Annotated in this window: 13 protein-coding genes and 1 pseudogene; 2 read left to right on the forward strand and 12 right to left on the reverse strand. The window is 38.0% G+C overall.

All coding sequences use genetic code 11. From position 1 onward, the window contains the following. Positions 1–46: 46 nt before the first annotated feature. The 8 genes from dnaK to gpr form a co-directional block, all read right to left on the reverse strand. Positions 47–1879 (reverse strand): molecular chaperone DnaK, encoded by a 1833-nt coding sequence (gene dnaK / locus F4694_RS08820; protein WP_179596897.1) that lies wholly within the window; start codon positions 1877–1879, stop codon positions 47–49. Between the two features lie 33 nt (positions 1880–1912). Further along, a complete protein-coding gene (gene grpE, locus F4694_RS08825) occupies positions 1913–2494 on the reverse strand; it encodes a nucleotide exchange factor GrpE (RefSeq protein WP_179596899.1) in 582 nt (193 codons plus the stop codon). A gap of 132 nt (positions 2495–2626) precedes the next feature. Next, the gene (hrcA, locus tag F4694_RS08830; RefSeq protein ID WP_179596901.1) at positions 2627–3658 is read right to left on the reverse strand and encodes a heat-inducible transcriptional repressor HrcA; all 1032 of its coding nucleotides are present in this window, start codon (positions 3656–3658) and stop codon (positions 2627–2629) included. Between the two features lie 124 nt (positions 3659–3782). Continuing rightward, a complete protein-coding gene (hemW, locus tag F4694_RS08835; RefSeq protein WP_179596903.1) occupies positions 3783–4925 on the reverse strand; it encodes a radical SAM family heme chaperone HemW in 1143 nt (380 codons plus the stop codon). 81 nt (positions 4926–5006) lie between these two features. Next, positions 5007–6842, reverse strand: a complete 1836-nt coding sequence (gene lepA, locus F4694_RS08840) for a translation elongation factor 4 (RefSeq protein ID WP_179596905.1) — start codon at positions 6840–6842, stop codon at positions 5007–5009. Between the two features lie 140 nt (positions 6843–6982). Beyond that, positions 6983–7297 (reverse strand): YqxA family protein, encoded by a 315-nt coding sequence (locus F4694_RS08845; RefSeq protein ID WP_257029178.1) that lies wholly within the window; start codon positions 7295–7297, stop codon positions 6983–6985. Between the two features lie 31 nt (positions 7298–7328). After that, on the reverse strand, positions 7329–8519 hold the full coding sequence (gene spoIIP, locus F4694_RS08850) for a stage II sporulation protein P (RefSeq protein WP_179596909.1): 1191 nt from the start codon (positions 8517–8519) through the stop codon (positions 7329–7331). 94 nt (positions 8520–8613) lie between these two features. Beyond that, the gene (gene gpr, locus F4694_RS08855; protein ID WP_179596911.1) at positions 8614–9750 is read right to left on the reverse strand and encodes a GPR endopeptidase; all 1137 of its coding nucleotides are present in this window, start codon (positions 9748–9750) and stop codon (positions 8614–8616) included. A 456-nt stretch (positions 9751–10206) separates the two neighbouring features. On the opposite strand from gpr, the gene rpsT reads away from it, so the two are divergent. Further along, positions 10207–10467 (forward strand): 30S ribosomal protein S20, encoded by a 261-nt coding sequence (gene rpsT / locus F4694_RS08860; RefSeq protein WP_179596913.1) that lies wholly within the window; start codon positions 10207–10209, stop codon positions 10465–10467. A gap of 53 nt (positions 10468–10520) precedes the next feature. Here the strand turns inward: rpsT and holA are convergent, their stop codons facing one another. Continuing rightward, a complete protein-coding gene (gene holA, locus F4694_RS08865; protein ID WP_179596916.1) occupies positions 10521–11537 on the reverse strand; it encodes a DNA polymerase III subunit delta in 1017 nt (338 codons plus the stop codon). A 310-nt stretch (positions 11538–11847) separates the two neighbouring features. Between holA and F4694_RS08870 the strand changes: the two genes are divergently transcribed. After that, positions 11848–11982 carry a YqzM family protein gene (locus tag F4694_RS08870; RefSeq protein WP_045517769.1) on the forward strand — a complete coding sequence of 45 codons (135 nt, stop codon included), beginning with the start codon at positions 11848–11850 and terminating at the stop codon, positions 11980–11982. Positions 11983–12048: 66 nt separating this feature from the next. Here the strand turns inward: F4694_RS08870 and F4694_RS08875 are convergent, their stop codons facing one another. The 3 genes and pseudogenes from F4694_RS08875 to F4694_RS08885 form a co-directional block, all read right to left on the reverse strand. Beyond that, positions 12049–14394, reverse strand: a complete 2346-nt coding sequence (locus F4694_RS08875; RefSeq protein WP_218895567.1) for a DNA internalization-related competence protein ComEC/Rec2 — start codon at positions 14392–14394, stop codon at positions 12049–12051. Between the two features lie 64 nt (positions 14395–14458). Beyond that, a pseudogene (locus F4694_RS08880) lies at positions 14459–14905 on the reverse strand (ComE operon protein 2); the annotation flags it as partial. A gap of 80 nt (positions 14906–14985) precedes the next feature. After that, a complete protein-coding gene (locus F4694_RS08885; protein ID WP_179596922.1) occupies positions 14986–15618 on the reverse strand; it encodes a helix-hairpin-helix domain-containing protein in 633 nt (210 codons plus the stop codon). Positions 15619–15676 lie beyond the last annotated feature (58 nt).

The following is a 15676-nucleotide window of genomic DNA, read 5'->3' on the forward strand; positions in this document are numbered from 1 at the left end:
AGCCGATGCTGACTTTGACTTTTCCATAGGTTCGCTAATCGAAAATTTATTTTTCTTCCTTGATTTCTTCAAATTCAGCGTCGACTACATTGTCATCTTTAGGGCCTGTCGCTCCGCCTTCTGCACCTTGTGCTCCTTGAGCTGCCTGAGCAGCTTGTTCATAAAGCTTAACAGTTAAAGCTTGAACGATTTCTTGTAATGCGTCTTTTTTAGCACGAATTTCAGCTAAGTCATTGCTCTCAATTGCAGCTTTTAAAGCATCCTTCGCTTCATTTGCATTTGCAACCTCAGCAGCATCCACTTTTCCTTCAAGATCTTTTAATGTCTTTTCGGTTGTGAAAACTAACTGATCGGCTTCATTACGAAGTTCCACTTCTTCTTTACGCTGTTTGTCAGCTTCAGCGTTTTCCTCAGCTTCTCTGACCATTTTTTGAATTTCTTCATCGGAAAGACCTGTTGAAGATTTAATTGTAATTTGCTGTTCTTTATTCGTACCAAGATCTTTAGCACGTACATTCACGATACCGTTTTTATCGATATCAAATGTTACCTCAATTTGTGGGATTCCACGTGGTGCTGGTGGAATATCAGATAATTGGAAGCGGCCCAATGTTTTATTTAGATTTGCCATTGGACGTTCCCCTTGAAGAACATGGATATCAACAGCCGTTTGGTTATCTGCAGCAGTTGAGAATACTTGTGATTTTGATGTTGGAATTGTTGTATTTCGGTCGATTAACTTCGTAAATACACCGCCCATTGTTTCAATACCAAGTGAAAGTGGTGTTACGTCAAGTAAAACTACATCCTTAACATCACCAGTGATTACACCACCCTGAATAGCAGCACCCATTGCTACTACTTCGTCTGGGTTTACTCCGCGGTGCGGCTCTTTGCCTGTTGCTTTCTTAATCGCCTCTTGAACAGCAGGAATACGTGTTGAACCACCAACTAAAATTACCTTATCAAGCTGTGAAGCAGATAGTCCCGCATCGCTTAATGCTTGACGAGTTGGCCCCATTGTACGTTCTACAAGATGAGCAGATAATTCATCAAATTTAGCACGTGTCATTGTTACTTCAAGGTGAAGTGGACCAGCAGGACCTGCAGTGATAAACGGTAAAGAAATTTGTGTTGAAGCTACTCCAGATAAATCCTTTTTCGCCTTTTCAGCAGCATCCTTTAAACGCTGTAATGCCATTTTGTCTTGAGAAAGGTCAATACCATTTTCTTTTTTGAATTGCTCTACTAAGTAGTCGATGATAACTTGGTCAAAGTCATCTCCGCCAAGACGGTTATCACCAGCAGTGGCTTTAACTTCAAATACGCCATCTCCTAATTCAAGGATAGAAACGTCAAATGTACCGCCGCCAAGATCGTAGACAAGAATGGTTTGGTCTTGATCGGTTTTATCTAAACCATAAGCAAGTGCTGCTGCAGTTGGCTCATTGATAATACGCTCAACTTCTAAGCCAGCAATTCTACCTGCATCTTTTGTAGCTTGGCGCTCGGCGTCATTAAAGTAAGCTGGTACAGTGATAACAGCTTTAGTAACTGGTTCTCCTAGATAATCTTCAGCATAAGATTTTAAATATTGAAGGATAATGGCAGATACCTCTTGTGGAGTATAGTTCTTTCCTTCTACTTCAACTTTATAGTCAGTACCCATGTGTCGTTTAATAGACATTAACGTGTTAATGTTTGTAATGGCTTGACGCTTTGCAACTTCCCCAACTTGACGTTCGCCGTTTTTAAAAGCGACAACAGATGGAGTTGTGCGGTTTCCTTCTGGATTTGGAATAACCTTTGGTTCGCCGCCTTCAAGAACTGCAACACATGAGTTTGTAGTACCAAGGTCAATACCGATAATTTTACTCATTTCCCTTTTCCTCCTAGGTAATAATATGTAGGTTTATTGATTTACCTTAACCATTGATGGGCGGATTACTCGATCCTTTAACATGTACCCTTTTTGGAATTCAGCGCTTACGATATTAGAGCCAAAATTCTCATCTTCTCCTTGCATTACTGCTTGGTGGAAATTTGGATCAAACTCTTTTCCAACTGCTTCAATTGGTTCAACACCTTCTTTTTTCAAGGCGTCGACTAAACTACGATAAACCATTTCCATTCCTTGTAGCAAGGAGCGTGTTTGATCATTATCAGCTTCTATTTGAAGTGCTCTTTCGAAATTGTCCAAAGTCGGAAGCAATTCAGTCACTAACTTTTGTGCTTTATATTTTTCACCCGCTTCAATATCTAATCGAGTGCGACGGCGAAAGTTATCAAAATCTGCTTGAAGACGCAGGTAACGATTATCAGCTTCTTCTAATTTACTTGTGAGGTTTTGAATTTCAGCAGCATAGTCTATATTTGTTGAATCATCTTTGGAATCCTCTGCTTCAGCAAAAACTGTTTCAACTTCTTCATTGGTAAGTTCAACTGTTTCAGATTCAACTTCCTCATTAAGCGTGTTGTTCTTTTCTTCTGTCAACTTACTCACCTCCTTAAAGGATTGTTAAACATTTATGGTAGTTGTTAATTTCATGATAAGGCGGGGGTGAAAAAAGAGCTTTTCACTTAATTGAAAAACGCAGTATTTCACCCTTACTCAATATTTCCACTGCTAATATTTTTGATACAGTTTCGTTAACACTGAAGTTAAATCGTTACTTAAAAACTGCAGCAAGCTTATTACACGTGAGTACTCCATTCTAGTGGGTCCAAGGATTGCAATGGTACCTAAACTTTCAGCTCCAACGGAATAGGTTGCAGTAATAAGGCTGCAATTTTCCATTGCACTGTTGTTGTTTTCTCTGCCGATTTTTACATTAATACCAGCAGAGTCATTTTTAATTAAAGGATAAATCCACTCTTCGTGATCAATCATTTGTAATAAATCACGAATTTTACTGATATCATGAAACTCTGGCTGACTTAACATATTTGTTTTTCCGCCAAAGAAGAGCTTTTCATTAACAGGCATTTTTAGTGAATCAGCAATAGTATGCATCATTAAATCGTAATTACGAATATGCTGCCTTAATAACATTGCTACTTCCTTATAGATTTTATCATTTAAATCTTCAAGTGCTACCCCAGTCAAACGCTCATTTAGAATATTGACTGTCTTTTCCAAATCACTCGCATCCACGGATGGAGGCAAATAAAATGTTCGGTTTTCAACATGGCCCGAATCGGTTACAAAAATCGCTACTGCACTCTCTTTGTTTAAAGGAATGATCTGTATCCGTTTAAGTTTATTAAAGCTGGCCGCAGGACCTAAAACGATAGAAGTATAATTGGTTAACTCAGATAGGATTTTTGCTGATTTTTGAATGATTTTCTCAAACTCAAAAATCCTTTCCGCAAAAATCGATTGAATAATCGAAATATCCTGCTTGTTTAATGCTTGTGGCGACAGCAAATGGTCTACATAATACCGATAGCCTTTTTCAGAAGGAACACGACCAGAAGAAGTATGCGTTTTTTCTATATAGCCTAACTCTTCAAGGTCAGCCATTTCATTCCGAATTGTTGCTGAACTAAATGAAATTTCTTCTTTTTTCGACAAACTCCTTGAGCCGACAGGTTGTGCAGACCGAATAAAATCATCAACAATAACCTGAAGAATCAATAATTGACGATCTGTTAACACCTTTCATCACCTCTGTTAGCACTCATCGAAGTCGAGTGCTAATTCTATTAATAAATTATCAAAAATAGGGGGATGGTGTCAATCATTTGATACTAAGAATTTGCAAAGTCACCCGTAAAAAGCTTTAGCTAGTGACTCCTAAAAATGATTGAAAAACCTCATTACCCAGCAGCCGCCCTGTTTTTGTTAAAAATATATTATCATCTTTCACTTCTATCCATTTTTTAGCGATCAAGTCTGAAATCTCTTTTTCAAAAATTTGCAGTGGGCCCATATTAAACTTTGCGATGAAATGGGGTATAGATACTCCATCTGTTTTTCGCAGGCCTAAAAACATTTCTTCTTCTATTTGTTCTGCTTTTGAAGTTTGATGTTCTTCAAAGATTGGGAGATTTCCGTCAGCAAGTTGTTCCATATATTTTTTCAATGGTCCTGCATTGGAGCGTCTCCAGCCATTCACATAGCTGTGAGCTCCTGCACCAAACCCATAATAGTAATCGTTATTCCAGTATGTTAGGTTATGTTTGCTTTCATAGCCAGGCTTTGAAAAATTACTTATTTCATACTGTTTGTAACCGTGCTGTTCCATTTCCTCCATTACGAGTTCATACATCGCTGCTTCTGTATCTTCTCCTAGCGTGGGAAGTTTCCCTTTTTGCATTAGATTGTAAAAAACGGTCTTAGGTTCAATAATTAATGAATATGCCGAATAATGTTGAATGTCTAGTGTAAAAGCTTGAGTCAATGACTCCTTAAAATCAGTAATGGTTTGGGTCGGCAGACTGAAAATTAAATCAATGCTGATGTTTTCGAAACCAATAGACTTGGCATTGTCTACAGTTTGGTAAACATCCTTAGCACGATGTACACGGCCAATACTCTTTAATAGTTCATCATTAAAGGTTTGAACTCCGAGACTGAGTCGGTTTACACCTGCATCTTTTAATATTTGTAACTTTCCTTTTGTTAAATCACCTGGATTTGCTTCGAAAGTAAATTCAACCTTGTTGCCCATCGGTAAGTTTCTGGTTATACTTTCGCAAAACCGGTCTAGCTGTTTTTCATTTAAAGAAGTGGGAGTTCCTCCGCCTACAAAGATGGTTTCCAGTCCATTAGTAGGATATTTTTGTAACGTGAGAATCATTTCCTGCTCAAGTGCCTGTAAATATTCATCTACCGGCTGCCCTTTTAGAAAAAATTTATTAAAATCGCAATAATGGCAAATATGTTCACAAAAGGGGATATGGAGATAGGCAGCGTTAATCATACTTTCACCTTCTTATTTAGAAATGAAAAGAGGCTGGATTTTGCCTTTTAATAGACTCATCCTAACCTCCCGTTTCGTTTTTTATTTTTTTGTATTGTTGTCGTCCATTTTTAATACGGCCATGAATGCTTCTTGTGGGACCTCAACAGAACCAACCTGTTTCATCCGTTTTTTACCTTCTTTTTGTTTCTCAAGCAACTTTCGTTTACGGGAGATATCTCCCCCATAACATTTAGCCAATACGTTTTTACCCATGGATTTAATGGTTGAACGAGCAACAATTTTTTGACCAATTGCGGCTTGGACAGGAACTTCGAATTGCTGCCTTGGGATTAATTCCTTTAGCTTCTCAACAATGACTTTGCCACGTTCATAGGCAAAATCTTTATGAACGATAAAGCTTAAAGCATCCACCTTTTCAGCGTTTAACAATATATCCATCTTAACCAAGCTAGACGGTTTGTATCCAATTAACTCATAATCAAATGATGCATAGCCTCGGGTGCTAGATTTAAGTTGATCAAAGAAATCATAAACAATTTCTGCTAACGGAATTTCATAGATGATGCTTACACGGTTTTCACCTTGGTATTCCATATTAATAAACATACCACGCTTTTGCTGGCACAGCTCCATAATCGCACCGACATATTCATTTGGAGCCATCATCGTTGCTTTTACGTACGGCTCTTCAACATGGTCAATTTTCTGTGGATCCGGAAGATTTGAAGGGTTATCCACTTTTATTTGAGTGCCATTTGTCATGTGTACATCATAGATAACACTCGGAGCCGTCGTAATCAAATCAATCTTAAATTCACGCTCAATACGCTCTTGAATAATCTCCATATGAAGAAGACCTAAGAATCCACAGCGGAAACCAAAACCTAAGGCTTGAGATGTTTCAGGCTCAAATTGGAGCGCAGAATCATTTAACTGCAGTTTCTCCAGCGCTTCACGTAAATCATTAAATTTTGCTGTATCGATTGGGTACAAGCCACAATACACCATTGGGTTTAATTTACGGTAACCTGGGAGCGGTTCGGATGCACCGTTTTTAGCATTCGTAATCGTATCACCGACACGAGTATCGCCAACATTTTTAATTGACGCTGAAAGGAACCCAACATCACCAACAGTTAACTCGTTTAGAAGTGTAGATTTAGGAGTAAAGACCCCAACTTCATTTACTTCAAATTCAGCACCTGTTGCCATCATTTTTATTTTGTCGCCTACTTTTACACTGCCCTCGACCACTCGAATGTAAGCCACAACACCACGATAGGCATCGTAAAGGGAGTCAAAAATCAATGCTTTTAATGGAGCATCAGGATCACCAGTTGGAGCAGGGACACTTTTCACTACCTGTTCGAGGATATCTTCAATCCCAATACCTGCTTTAGCCGAGGCTAATACTGCTTCAGAGGCATCAAGTCCAATAACTTCTTCAATTTCGTTACGTACTCTTTCAGGTTCAGCACTAGGTAAGTCAATTTTATTGATAACAGGTAAAATTTCGAGGTTATTGTCTAGTGCAAGATAAACGTTCGCTAAGGTTTGCGCTTCAATACCTTGTGCTGCGTCAACAACTAAAACAGCACCTTCACAAGCAGCAAGGGAACGTGAAACCTCATAGGTAAAATCGACGTGTCCTGGTGTATCGATGAGATGGAAGGTATACTCTTCACCGTCTTTTGCTTTGTATTTTAATTGAACAGCATTTAACTTTATGGTTATCCCGCGTTCTCTTTCTAAATCCATCGAATCTAAAAGCTGATCCTTCATTTCACGAGAAGTTAATGCATTCGTTTTTTCTAATATACGGTCAGCTAATGTTGATTTCCCATGGTCAATATGGGCAATAATCGAGAAATTTCTTATCTTTGATTGTCTTTTTAGTTTATCTTCTCTGTTCATCTATTTCACTCCTACTATAACTCGCACAAGTACACTATTTTTGATTATATCAGTACGGGAAATAAGATTCAATGAAAACTAAAAGAGGGTGATTTTTCCATAAAAATAGCGGTATCCCTTTTAGGAACCGCTGGTAATATTTATTCGGTAATAAGATTAATAAGTTTTTCCGAGGCTGAAGAAACACCTTCTGAAACCTTTTTTCCCATCGAAGAAAAAAGATTAAAGGCACTTATCTCCTCAAGCTTCCTTTTCTTTTCATCGATGTCATGACTTGAGATGTCATTTCCCAAGAATGTTGCCTTAACATGGTCACCATTGTCATTTAAGGCCACAGCATTTTGAAAGTTTGGGTCATCATAACCCTTCATTTTATGAATACCGTCATTCGCTAATTGCATACCGGCTAACACCGAAATAAACATGAGTGATACAATACAAAAAAATTTCAGCATGAACATTTTCATAGGACATGCTCCTTTACTTCTATTGTTTATCCGTGGATTGCTCACCATCGGAATTAACTTTCTCTGCTTGCCAGAAGTATTCACTAAATACATCTGCCAGTGCATCTGCGGAACGGTTTAACTCTTCAAATGTATTATCTACACCGCCAAATTCCACTAATATTACATTCTCAGACAAATTTTGATTATAGACACCGTTTTGTCCAGCACCCTGGTTCATGTGAATTCCCCAGCTTAATCCCTTATATTTCTTTTCAAGCAGATTATGCAAATCACGTGCTAACTTTTCATTTTTTTCATGATTTGGGTTTTTCCCGCCAATAACAAAAGCCAACTGTGCATAGGCCTGTCCATTAATCATTACTGTTGTTTTATCTTTACGTCGAGCGTCCCTATGGATATCAATAAAATATTGTAATTCACGGTTTGAAGCCATCGCTGTTTGGACTAACTCACCAGATTTCTGGTAAGTATTAGCCATTTTCACAGTTCCCATAATATCAGATTTATCAATGGAGGTTCCAATGCCCCTAGCCTCTAATCCCGCTTTCAACTGATCTCCAATTTTAGTGACATTCAATTGTGAATGATAGGCAAGATTAGGGTCGGTCACCCCTTGTAAATAAGGAAGATATGACTCACGATTATGAGTAAAGTAAAGATGTACCACCTTTTTATCACCTGTTGTAAGTGAAGGGTTTGATGGAATATTATCCTCGTTCCCTTTATCTATACCTTCAATATTCTGCAGTGACGCTTCTCTTTCTGCTTTCATTATTTCTAAAGGGGGGGAGGATTCAAACGGCATATTTGTATAATTGGAACCTTCACCAGCAACTAGTATTTTTCCATCAAACTGTTCAAAACCAGGAAGTTCTCTGCCTAAAAGGCTCCTTGGATCATTTAAATTAATATTGCTCGAAAGCTTAAAGATTAAATTAGTTAACTTAGGACTTGCTGTTAAGTCATCCTCAATGGATAAGAAATGATGATTCTCCCAAGCCATGAGCTGATAGAGCATTTTCCCATTTACTTCATTAGTCGCCGTATTAACAGAATTAGACATAGGCCTAAACTGGGGCTTTAACGATGTTAATAGCCCGCTAATTGAAAATACCAGTAGCATAAACAATAAGATAAAAGAGGTTACTTTTATTAGATTCGTCCCTTGCACTGTTAAAAATAATCCGGAATTCCTAGTAGATTTCATGGTTCCACCTCTCAATTTGATTCTAGTAAATAATTATGACATTACTAGAATTACTAGAACCACAATTCGCAATTGTGAGGTGGTCACTTAAATATTATCTTGTATAGTACCCGGCATTTCCTTGGTCAATATTACTGTGGAGCGAGGCATTTAACCCGCTGGCAATCAGATTGGCCATATCTTCAATAAATACATCTACTTCCTTTGGAGTGACCATCAAATTGTGTCCCAAAGGGGAGAGTACTTCATAAATCAACTTACGCTTTTCCTCTTCCTCCAATGTACCGATCATTCCAAGGAAGGTCTGACGGTGCTTTTCTTCAGGAAGGTCCTCTTCAGTAAGCTTTTTTCGTTTTCCAAAAGTCATACCCGCTGGTGCCAGTGCTCGTGAAGGTCGATTCCCTTCTTTAAGTTCCTTTCCAAAGTGCTTAAGGATAAAATCTATCGTGTCACTTGTAATGGAAACCGCATCGACAACGGTCGGAACACCAATAGCAATTACTGGAACTCCTAATGTTTCCTTACTTAATTCTTTTCTTTTATTTCCAACACCCGATCCTGGGTGAATACCTGTATCAGAAATCTGAATGGTAGAATTTACCCTTTCAATGGACCTCGCTGCTAATGCATCAATCGCGATGACAAAATCAGGCTTGGTTTTCTCAACTACACCGAAGATGATATCGCTCGTTTCAATTCCAGTTAACCCCATAACTCCTGGAACTAACGAACTAACAGGACGGTACCCTTCCTCTACATGTTCAGGCTGCAATTCGAACAAGTGCCTGGTGATCAATAGGTTTTCACAGACCATCGGACCAAGGGCATCAGGAGTAACATTCCAATTTCCCAGACCCACCACGAGACAGGAGGCATCCTTTTTGATACCAGTTCCTTCTAGGAAGTGAGAAAATTCTTTTGCAAAAATTTCCTCAACCTTTTGTTGTAAAGGAGTATCCTGCTGTCTTATCCCTTGTACTTCAACCGTTAAATAGCGGCCCGGCTTTTTACCCAGTTGTTTTCCACCTGCTTCCGTGACCTCTACCAAAGATATTTTTATATCATCTATATCCTTTTCTTTAATAATGACTCCTTCAATTTGGGAAATGTTCTCACCCTGTTGAACTGATCCTTCCCTATCAGCAATGACCATTTCTCTTGCTTCAATCGCTAAATCCGTTCGAATCGAGTACTGGCTTAAATCAATGTCCGTGTTCTTCTCTACCTGCATTCTGTATCGCTCCCATCATTAATTTCTCAATCTAGCTCCAGCGACTAGGGGCTCGGGGTCATAAGCTTGTCTAGTTGTGGCTCCTTGGGACTCGAGTCATAAGCCACCCCCTGAAGAAGGCAAAAAGCGCCTCTTGCAGGGGTCGTCTAGACTCACGTCCCAGGGCAATCGCCTCCACATTTCATACAATCCAGTAAGAAGGTTAAAGTACAACCTTCTCGCCGGCTCGTCTTATGCCTGTCGCCCCTGGGCGAGTCGCTTCCGCTTTATAAACTAGAAACTATTTCCTATTTTTGCCCTTATTCGGTTAAAACATTCAGGTTTTTCTTAGATGTAATTAAATCAAGTATTGCAATATAGGGTTTGGTTTGATAAAATATCACTTGTTCTGAATAATTGTGAATGAAGGTAAAGTCGAGTTCATATAGTCTCGATTCTTTGTAGGAGGTGAAAGTAATGCCTAACATTAAATCTGCTATTAAGCGTGTAAAAACAAGCGAAGCTCGTAATGCTCAAAATACAACTGCTAAATCTGCAATGCGTACTGCTGTTAAGAAAGCAGAAGCTGCTGTTACTCTTAACGACGCTCCTGCAGCTAAAGAAGCATTCTCAACTGCTGCTAGCAAACTAGACAAGGCTGCTGCAAAAGGACTTATCCATAAAAATGCTGCTGCTCGTAAAAAATCACGTCTTGCTAAAAAAGCTAACTCTCTATAATAAAAGAGCGCATAAAAAAACGATTCCTTTTGAGGGAATCGTTTTTTTGTGTCTTAGCGCTTTATTTTAAAAAGTAACATCTCAATTAGTAATGACTTATTCATCCCGCCAGTTTTCATCTGGTGATCTGCATTTGCAAGCATTGCCATAAGATTTGTCAATTCTTCATCTGTAAACTGATTCGCTTGGCCAGCGGCAAGCTTTACTCGAAAGGGATGAGTTTTCAAAAAGCCCGCAATTTGCTGCTGCCCATATCCTCTGCGCGAGAGCTCTTTGACTTGATAAATTAACCTGAACTGCCCTGCCAGCAAGGCTAAAATTTTTATAGGCTCCTCATTTTGCTTTAATAAATCATAATAAATTCTAAGGGCAGCCTCCGGTTTTCGTTGTACAACCTTCTCAATCAAGGTAAAAATATTTTGTTCAAGCGACCTCGAAACTAACTTTTCTACTATTGCCGCATTAATTCGTTTTTCTTCTGCAGCGTATAAAGCTAATTTATCGACCTCGCTGCTAATCATAAACATATTGGTTCCAACCAAAGTTATTAACAAATCGAGCGCATCGGGGTCAAAAACAATGCCATTAATAGTGGCTCTTTCTTTCACCCAATTTTTTAAATCGTGCTCATTTAATTTTTTAGACTCCACTAAAACCGCAGATCTCTTTAATTCTTTGGTCACTTTTTTTCGTTCATCCAGCTTCTCATAAGGTGCTGAGATGACCAAAACAGTGTAGGGTGCTGGATCTTTAAGATATGCTTCAAGCCGCGCGAGGTTATGGTCGATTTTATCTTTTGTCTTTTCTGCCGTTAAAAATTTAGGATTATGTAAGAAAATCACTTTCTTCTCACCTAAAAAAGGGAAGGTCTCGGCGTCTTCTAACGCCGCTTCAATAGGGGTTTCATCTAAATCATAAGCAGTGAAATTGAAGTCTTTCTCCTCTTCGTCTAAAACTTGATTAAGCAGCAATTGTTTTGTTTCATTGATTAAAAATGCTTCTGTACCATATAATAAATAAATGGGAGCAATTTCCCGTTGTTTAATTTGTTTCCAAATATCTAATACCATTATCCAAGCTCCCCTTCGATTCACATTCCATTATCTATCGTAATGAAGCTTGGACAATTTGACAAGTGTTAAAAGGGAAATGACGCTTTTCTGGAAAAGCGCCAATTCCCGATCTATAATGAACGCCTGCAATCAAAGCCCTAGGATCATTTGATTGCTTGGCGGAGTTCCTTGTGTAAATTTAGTGTCACCGTTTTGGATTAAAGTATTTGTGTCAACTCTTGTCAATACAGGAAGTAGATATTGAAAGCATACTGGATTTTTTAAATAAAAAAGCTTATACTATTATGTGAAATAGGAGGGGTATACTGTGAATGAATTTGAAAAGAATGTGCAAAGTAAACGCAACGACGCAATTGATTCTGGGGTAGGCTTTATCGTTTCTTTTGGTTTTTTTGCTACAATGTTTATTATTGCAACAGTTATTAAAATTATCGGTTCCTAATGTACGCTACATAATGAATGTTTGGAGGCTGCATATCTTGCAGTCTCTTTTATGTTTTGTGATGAGCTATTGCTTTATATTATGTAAAAAGGAAGAAAAGGTTCCACTCTCACCGTAAAACCTATACGTAATTGCACCATGCAGATCAGTCCGGTATATTGTTGTTTTTGCTAGTTGTTCTAACACCTCGTTATCAGGATGACCATACCGGTTTCTTTCACCAACAGAGATCAAGGAAATCGTTGGTGTAATACTATTGATAAATTTCTCACCACTTGAGGTCTTACTCCCATGGTGACCAACCTTCAAAATATCAATATCCAAGTTTAGGTATTTCCTTATAATCCTATCTTCCCCCTCTTGATCGAGATCACCTCCAAAAAACCATTTGAGCCCTCCAATGTTGGCAATAATGACGATCGATCCACTATTACGCTCGCCCTGATAATTTTTTTCAGGACTTAAAACATAAAATAAGCTTTTTCCATTTTTCCATTGACTTCCCCGAGCAACCTTTACCACCTGAATACCTAATTTATTCGCCTCCTGAATAACGGTTAATTCTGATTGTGAAGGTTCAGCAACCGACGGCATAATAATCTGTTCTACTTCTATTTCCTTCAAAACAGCTACAGTCCCGCCAATATGATCACTATCACCATGTGTAAGGATTAGTTTGTCTAGTTTCTTTATTCCCTTTCCCTTCAAAAATGGGACCACTACATCTCTCCCAACTTCAAATGGTTTTGCAGCTTTTTTCCATTCTTCCTCCTCAAATTGTACGGTTCCGCCAGTATCAATTAAATAGGTACCCTGACCAAATGGGTAGTGGATTAATATACTATCTCCTTGACCAACATCAATCATGGTAACTTCCCCAAATGGATTTACCCAACTCCAAACGTTCTGAAATGTAAAAAGGATAAGCGCTAAAAGTATGATCACTTGTTTTCCTTTTTTCTGCAAACCTGCCTCCCATACTAAAAAAATAATCAAGATCATCAAAATATAAAATATAAAGATTAGCCAATTAGGTCTTCCAGTTACCAGCTGAGCAAGAGATAAGTTTGCAAGCTGTTCGATTAGACTATTTGCTAAAGTAATGATTTTCATAAATAAATTTATAAGAATTGATGGTGTATCACCAAAAATAATCTGTATAAAAAACAAAAGATAAAAACCAGGAAGAAAAACAAACGAAAAGAGTGGAATATAGAGAAGATTAGTCGCAATGCTAATAAATGAAATTTCAAAAAAGTGATACAGTAAAATCGGCAGCGCAGCAAGTTGAGCAATGATGGAAATGGCCACCATAGCCGAAATCATTTGTTGATACCGAGGCAAAATGCTGGAGGTGGATATAATAATGGAAAAGCTAACAGAGAATGATAACTGAAACCCTGCATCTAAGATAATTAGCGGAGAAAAAAATATATATATCATTAGCGTAAGACTAATGGCATCGATTGGTGACAATTTTAATTGTTTCTTCCATCGTAAAATAAATAAAACAATGAAAATCATTAGCACCGCTCGAATAACGGATGGAGAAGCACCGGTTAAAATTGCATAAATCGGTAAAATAACGAGAAGAAAATTCATCATGAACTGCTTCGTAAACCCAATTCTAATTCCTAAATAAAAGACCATTCCGATTAATAAGGAAACATGCTGGCCAGAGATGGCCAACAAATGAACAATGCCTGTTTTTTGATAATCAATTAACACCTCAGGGTCAAACATACTTCGATCTCCAAAAATTAAGGCTGCTGAAAGAGCAGCTATTTCTGGAGGGAAATGCTCTTCAAGGTAGTGAATACCTTTAAAACGTAACTCTTTAATCATAGTTAACGGCGATGATTTAACTACAGCACAGTTTTTAAGCGGGTGCTCCCCTAATTCGATAATCTTATAAACTTGTTTACTGGCTAAGTATATACGGTAGTTAAAAGCATTGGGATTTTTAGCGAAGGAAGGGTCTTTCATTTGTCCAGTTACTTGACAAAGACGACCATAAAAGTTGGTGTTTTTTATGATCTCTTTCTCTTCCTCTGATTTGATTTGATAGCGTATTAAAAGCTTTTCTTTATACTTTGTATCTAGTGCTGTAACTTGAAGCAAATCACCATCAACTTTTGTGTTCTCTGTATATTGTAGATGAAAGGCAGTTAGGCTGTCTGACAGTTTAGATTCATTATTTGCTTTGGTATGTTCACTGGTCAGAAAAAAAATAGTGAACAGACAGATGACGAATAATAACTGAGAGCTGCTATACCTCTTATATGTGTAAAGGAGAAAAAAGTAAATGATGGTTAAAAGAAGGAATAAAAGAAAAGAGAATAGTGAAGTTAAAACACCTAATACTGAAGCAATCGCAAAATAAAAGTATTTACCATTCATAATGTTCTCCATTTTTCAGGGCAGGATTTAACGCCGGGGGGACCGGCGCTATTCTTTTTGCCTATTGATTTAATTGGCGTAAATCAATAACAGATTCTTTTAATTCTACCTTTTCAGTCTTTACTTTTGCTTGCTGAAATAACTCCATTGCATGAGGGTGATTCTTATAATCCTCTGCATAATAAACTGTTTTAATCCCAGCCTGGATAATTGCTTTGCAGCACTGCAGACATGGAAAATGAGTTACATAAATTTCAGCTTCAGCTGTAGGTACACCAAATTTGGCACATTGTAACAGAGCATTCATTTCTGCATGAATCGTCCTTACGCAATGATTATCAATGACATAACAGCCTTTATCGATACAATGGTCTCCGCCAGCAATAGAACCGTTATAACCACCCGCAATAATTCGCTTATCTCTGACAATCGTCGCTCCCACTGTAAGTCTTGTACAAGTACTTCTTAATGCAAGCAAATGGCTTTGTGCCATAAAATATTGATCCCAAGAAATTCGCTCCATGTTCCCCAACTCCTCCAAATTTCGATTTATTTCTGCCTTAAGTGTAATAGTGGAGACTTTAAAAGGTCAATAAGTTTTCCTTATTGAACTGAAATTAAATCTTTTAATTTATCAAATGTTTTGTCACCGATTCCGCTTATATTTTTCAAATCTTCAACACTTTTAAATGGGCCATTTGTATCCCTGTATTCCATAATTGCAGCAGCCTTTGAAGGACCAATCCCCGGCAGATTTTGCAATTCATTTTCATCTGCTTTATTTAGATTGATTTTCCCTTGTTTAGTTCCTCCAGTGTCAGAAGGATTAGTAGTTAACCCCTGCGGGATACTCCCTTCCTCTCCTTTTGCGGGAATGTAAATCACCATTGCATCCTGAACATGCTCGGCAAGATTCACCTTGCTTTCATCCGCATTATCCGTTAACCCTCCAGCACGCTGAACCACATCTATTACCCTTTCTTCCTGACTAGATGAATAGACACCGGGCATTTTGACCTGCCCCTTTACATCTACAATGAAGCTTTCAGGTTCCTGTTTTTGGTTTTGTGGCGGCTGAGAGATCTCCTTTTCTTCATTTATCTCTGCTGGGACAATATGCTCCATATTAATTTCTGAGGATGAATTTCTTTCCTCTAAAAAATAATAAATGGTCCCAAATGCTATGATGACAGCGATAATAAGATAAATTTTATGCTCATACATCCAATCCTTCATAATGAATCCATCCTTTCAGTTGGTATATTTCCCTATCAATTTTCATATTGTTATTAGA

Source organism: Neobacillus driksii, assembly GCF_013409995.1.
In the GTDB taxonomy this organism is placed as follows: domain Bacteria; phylum Bacillota; class Bacilli; order Bacillales; family Cytobacillaceae; genus Neobacillus; species Neobacillus driksii.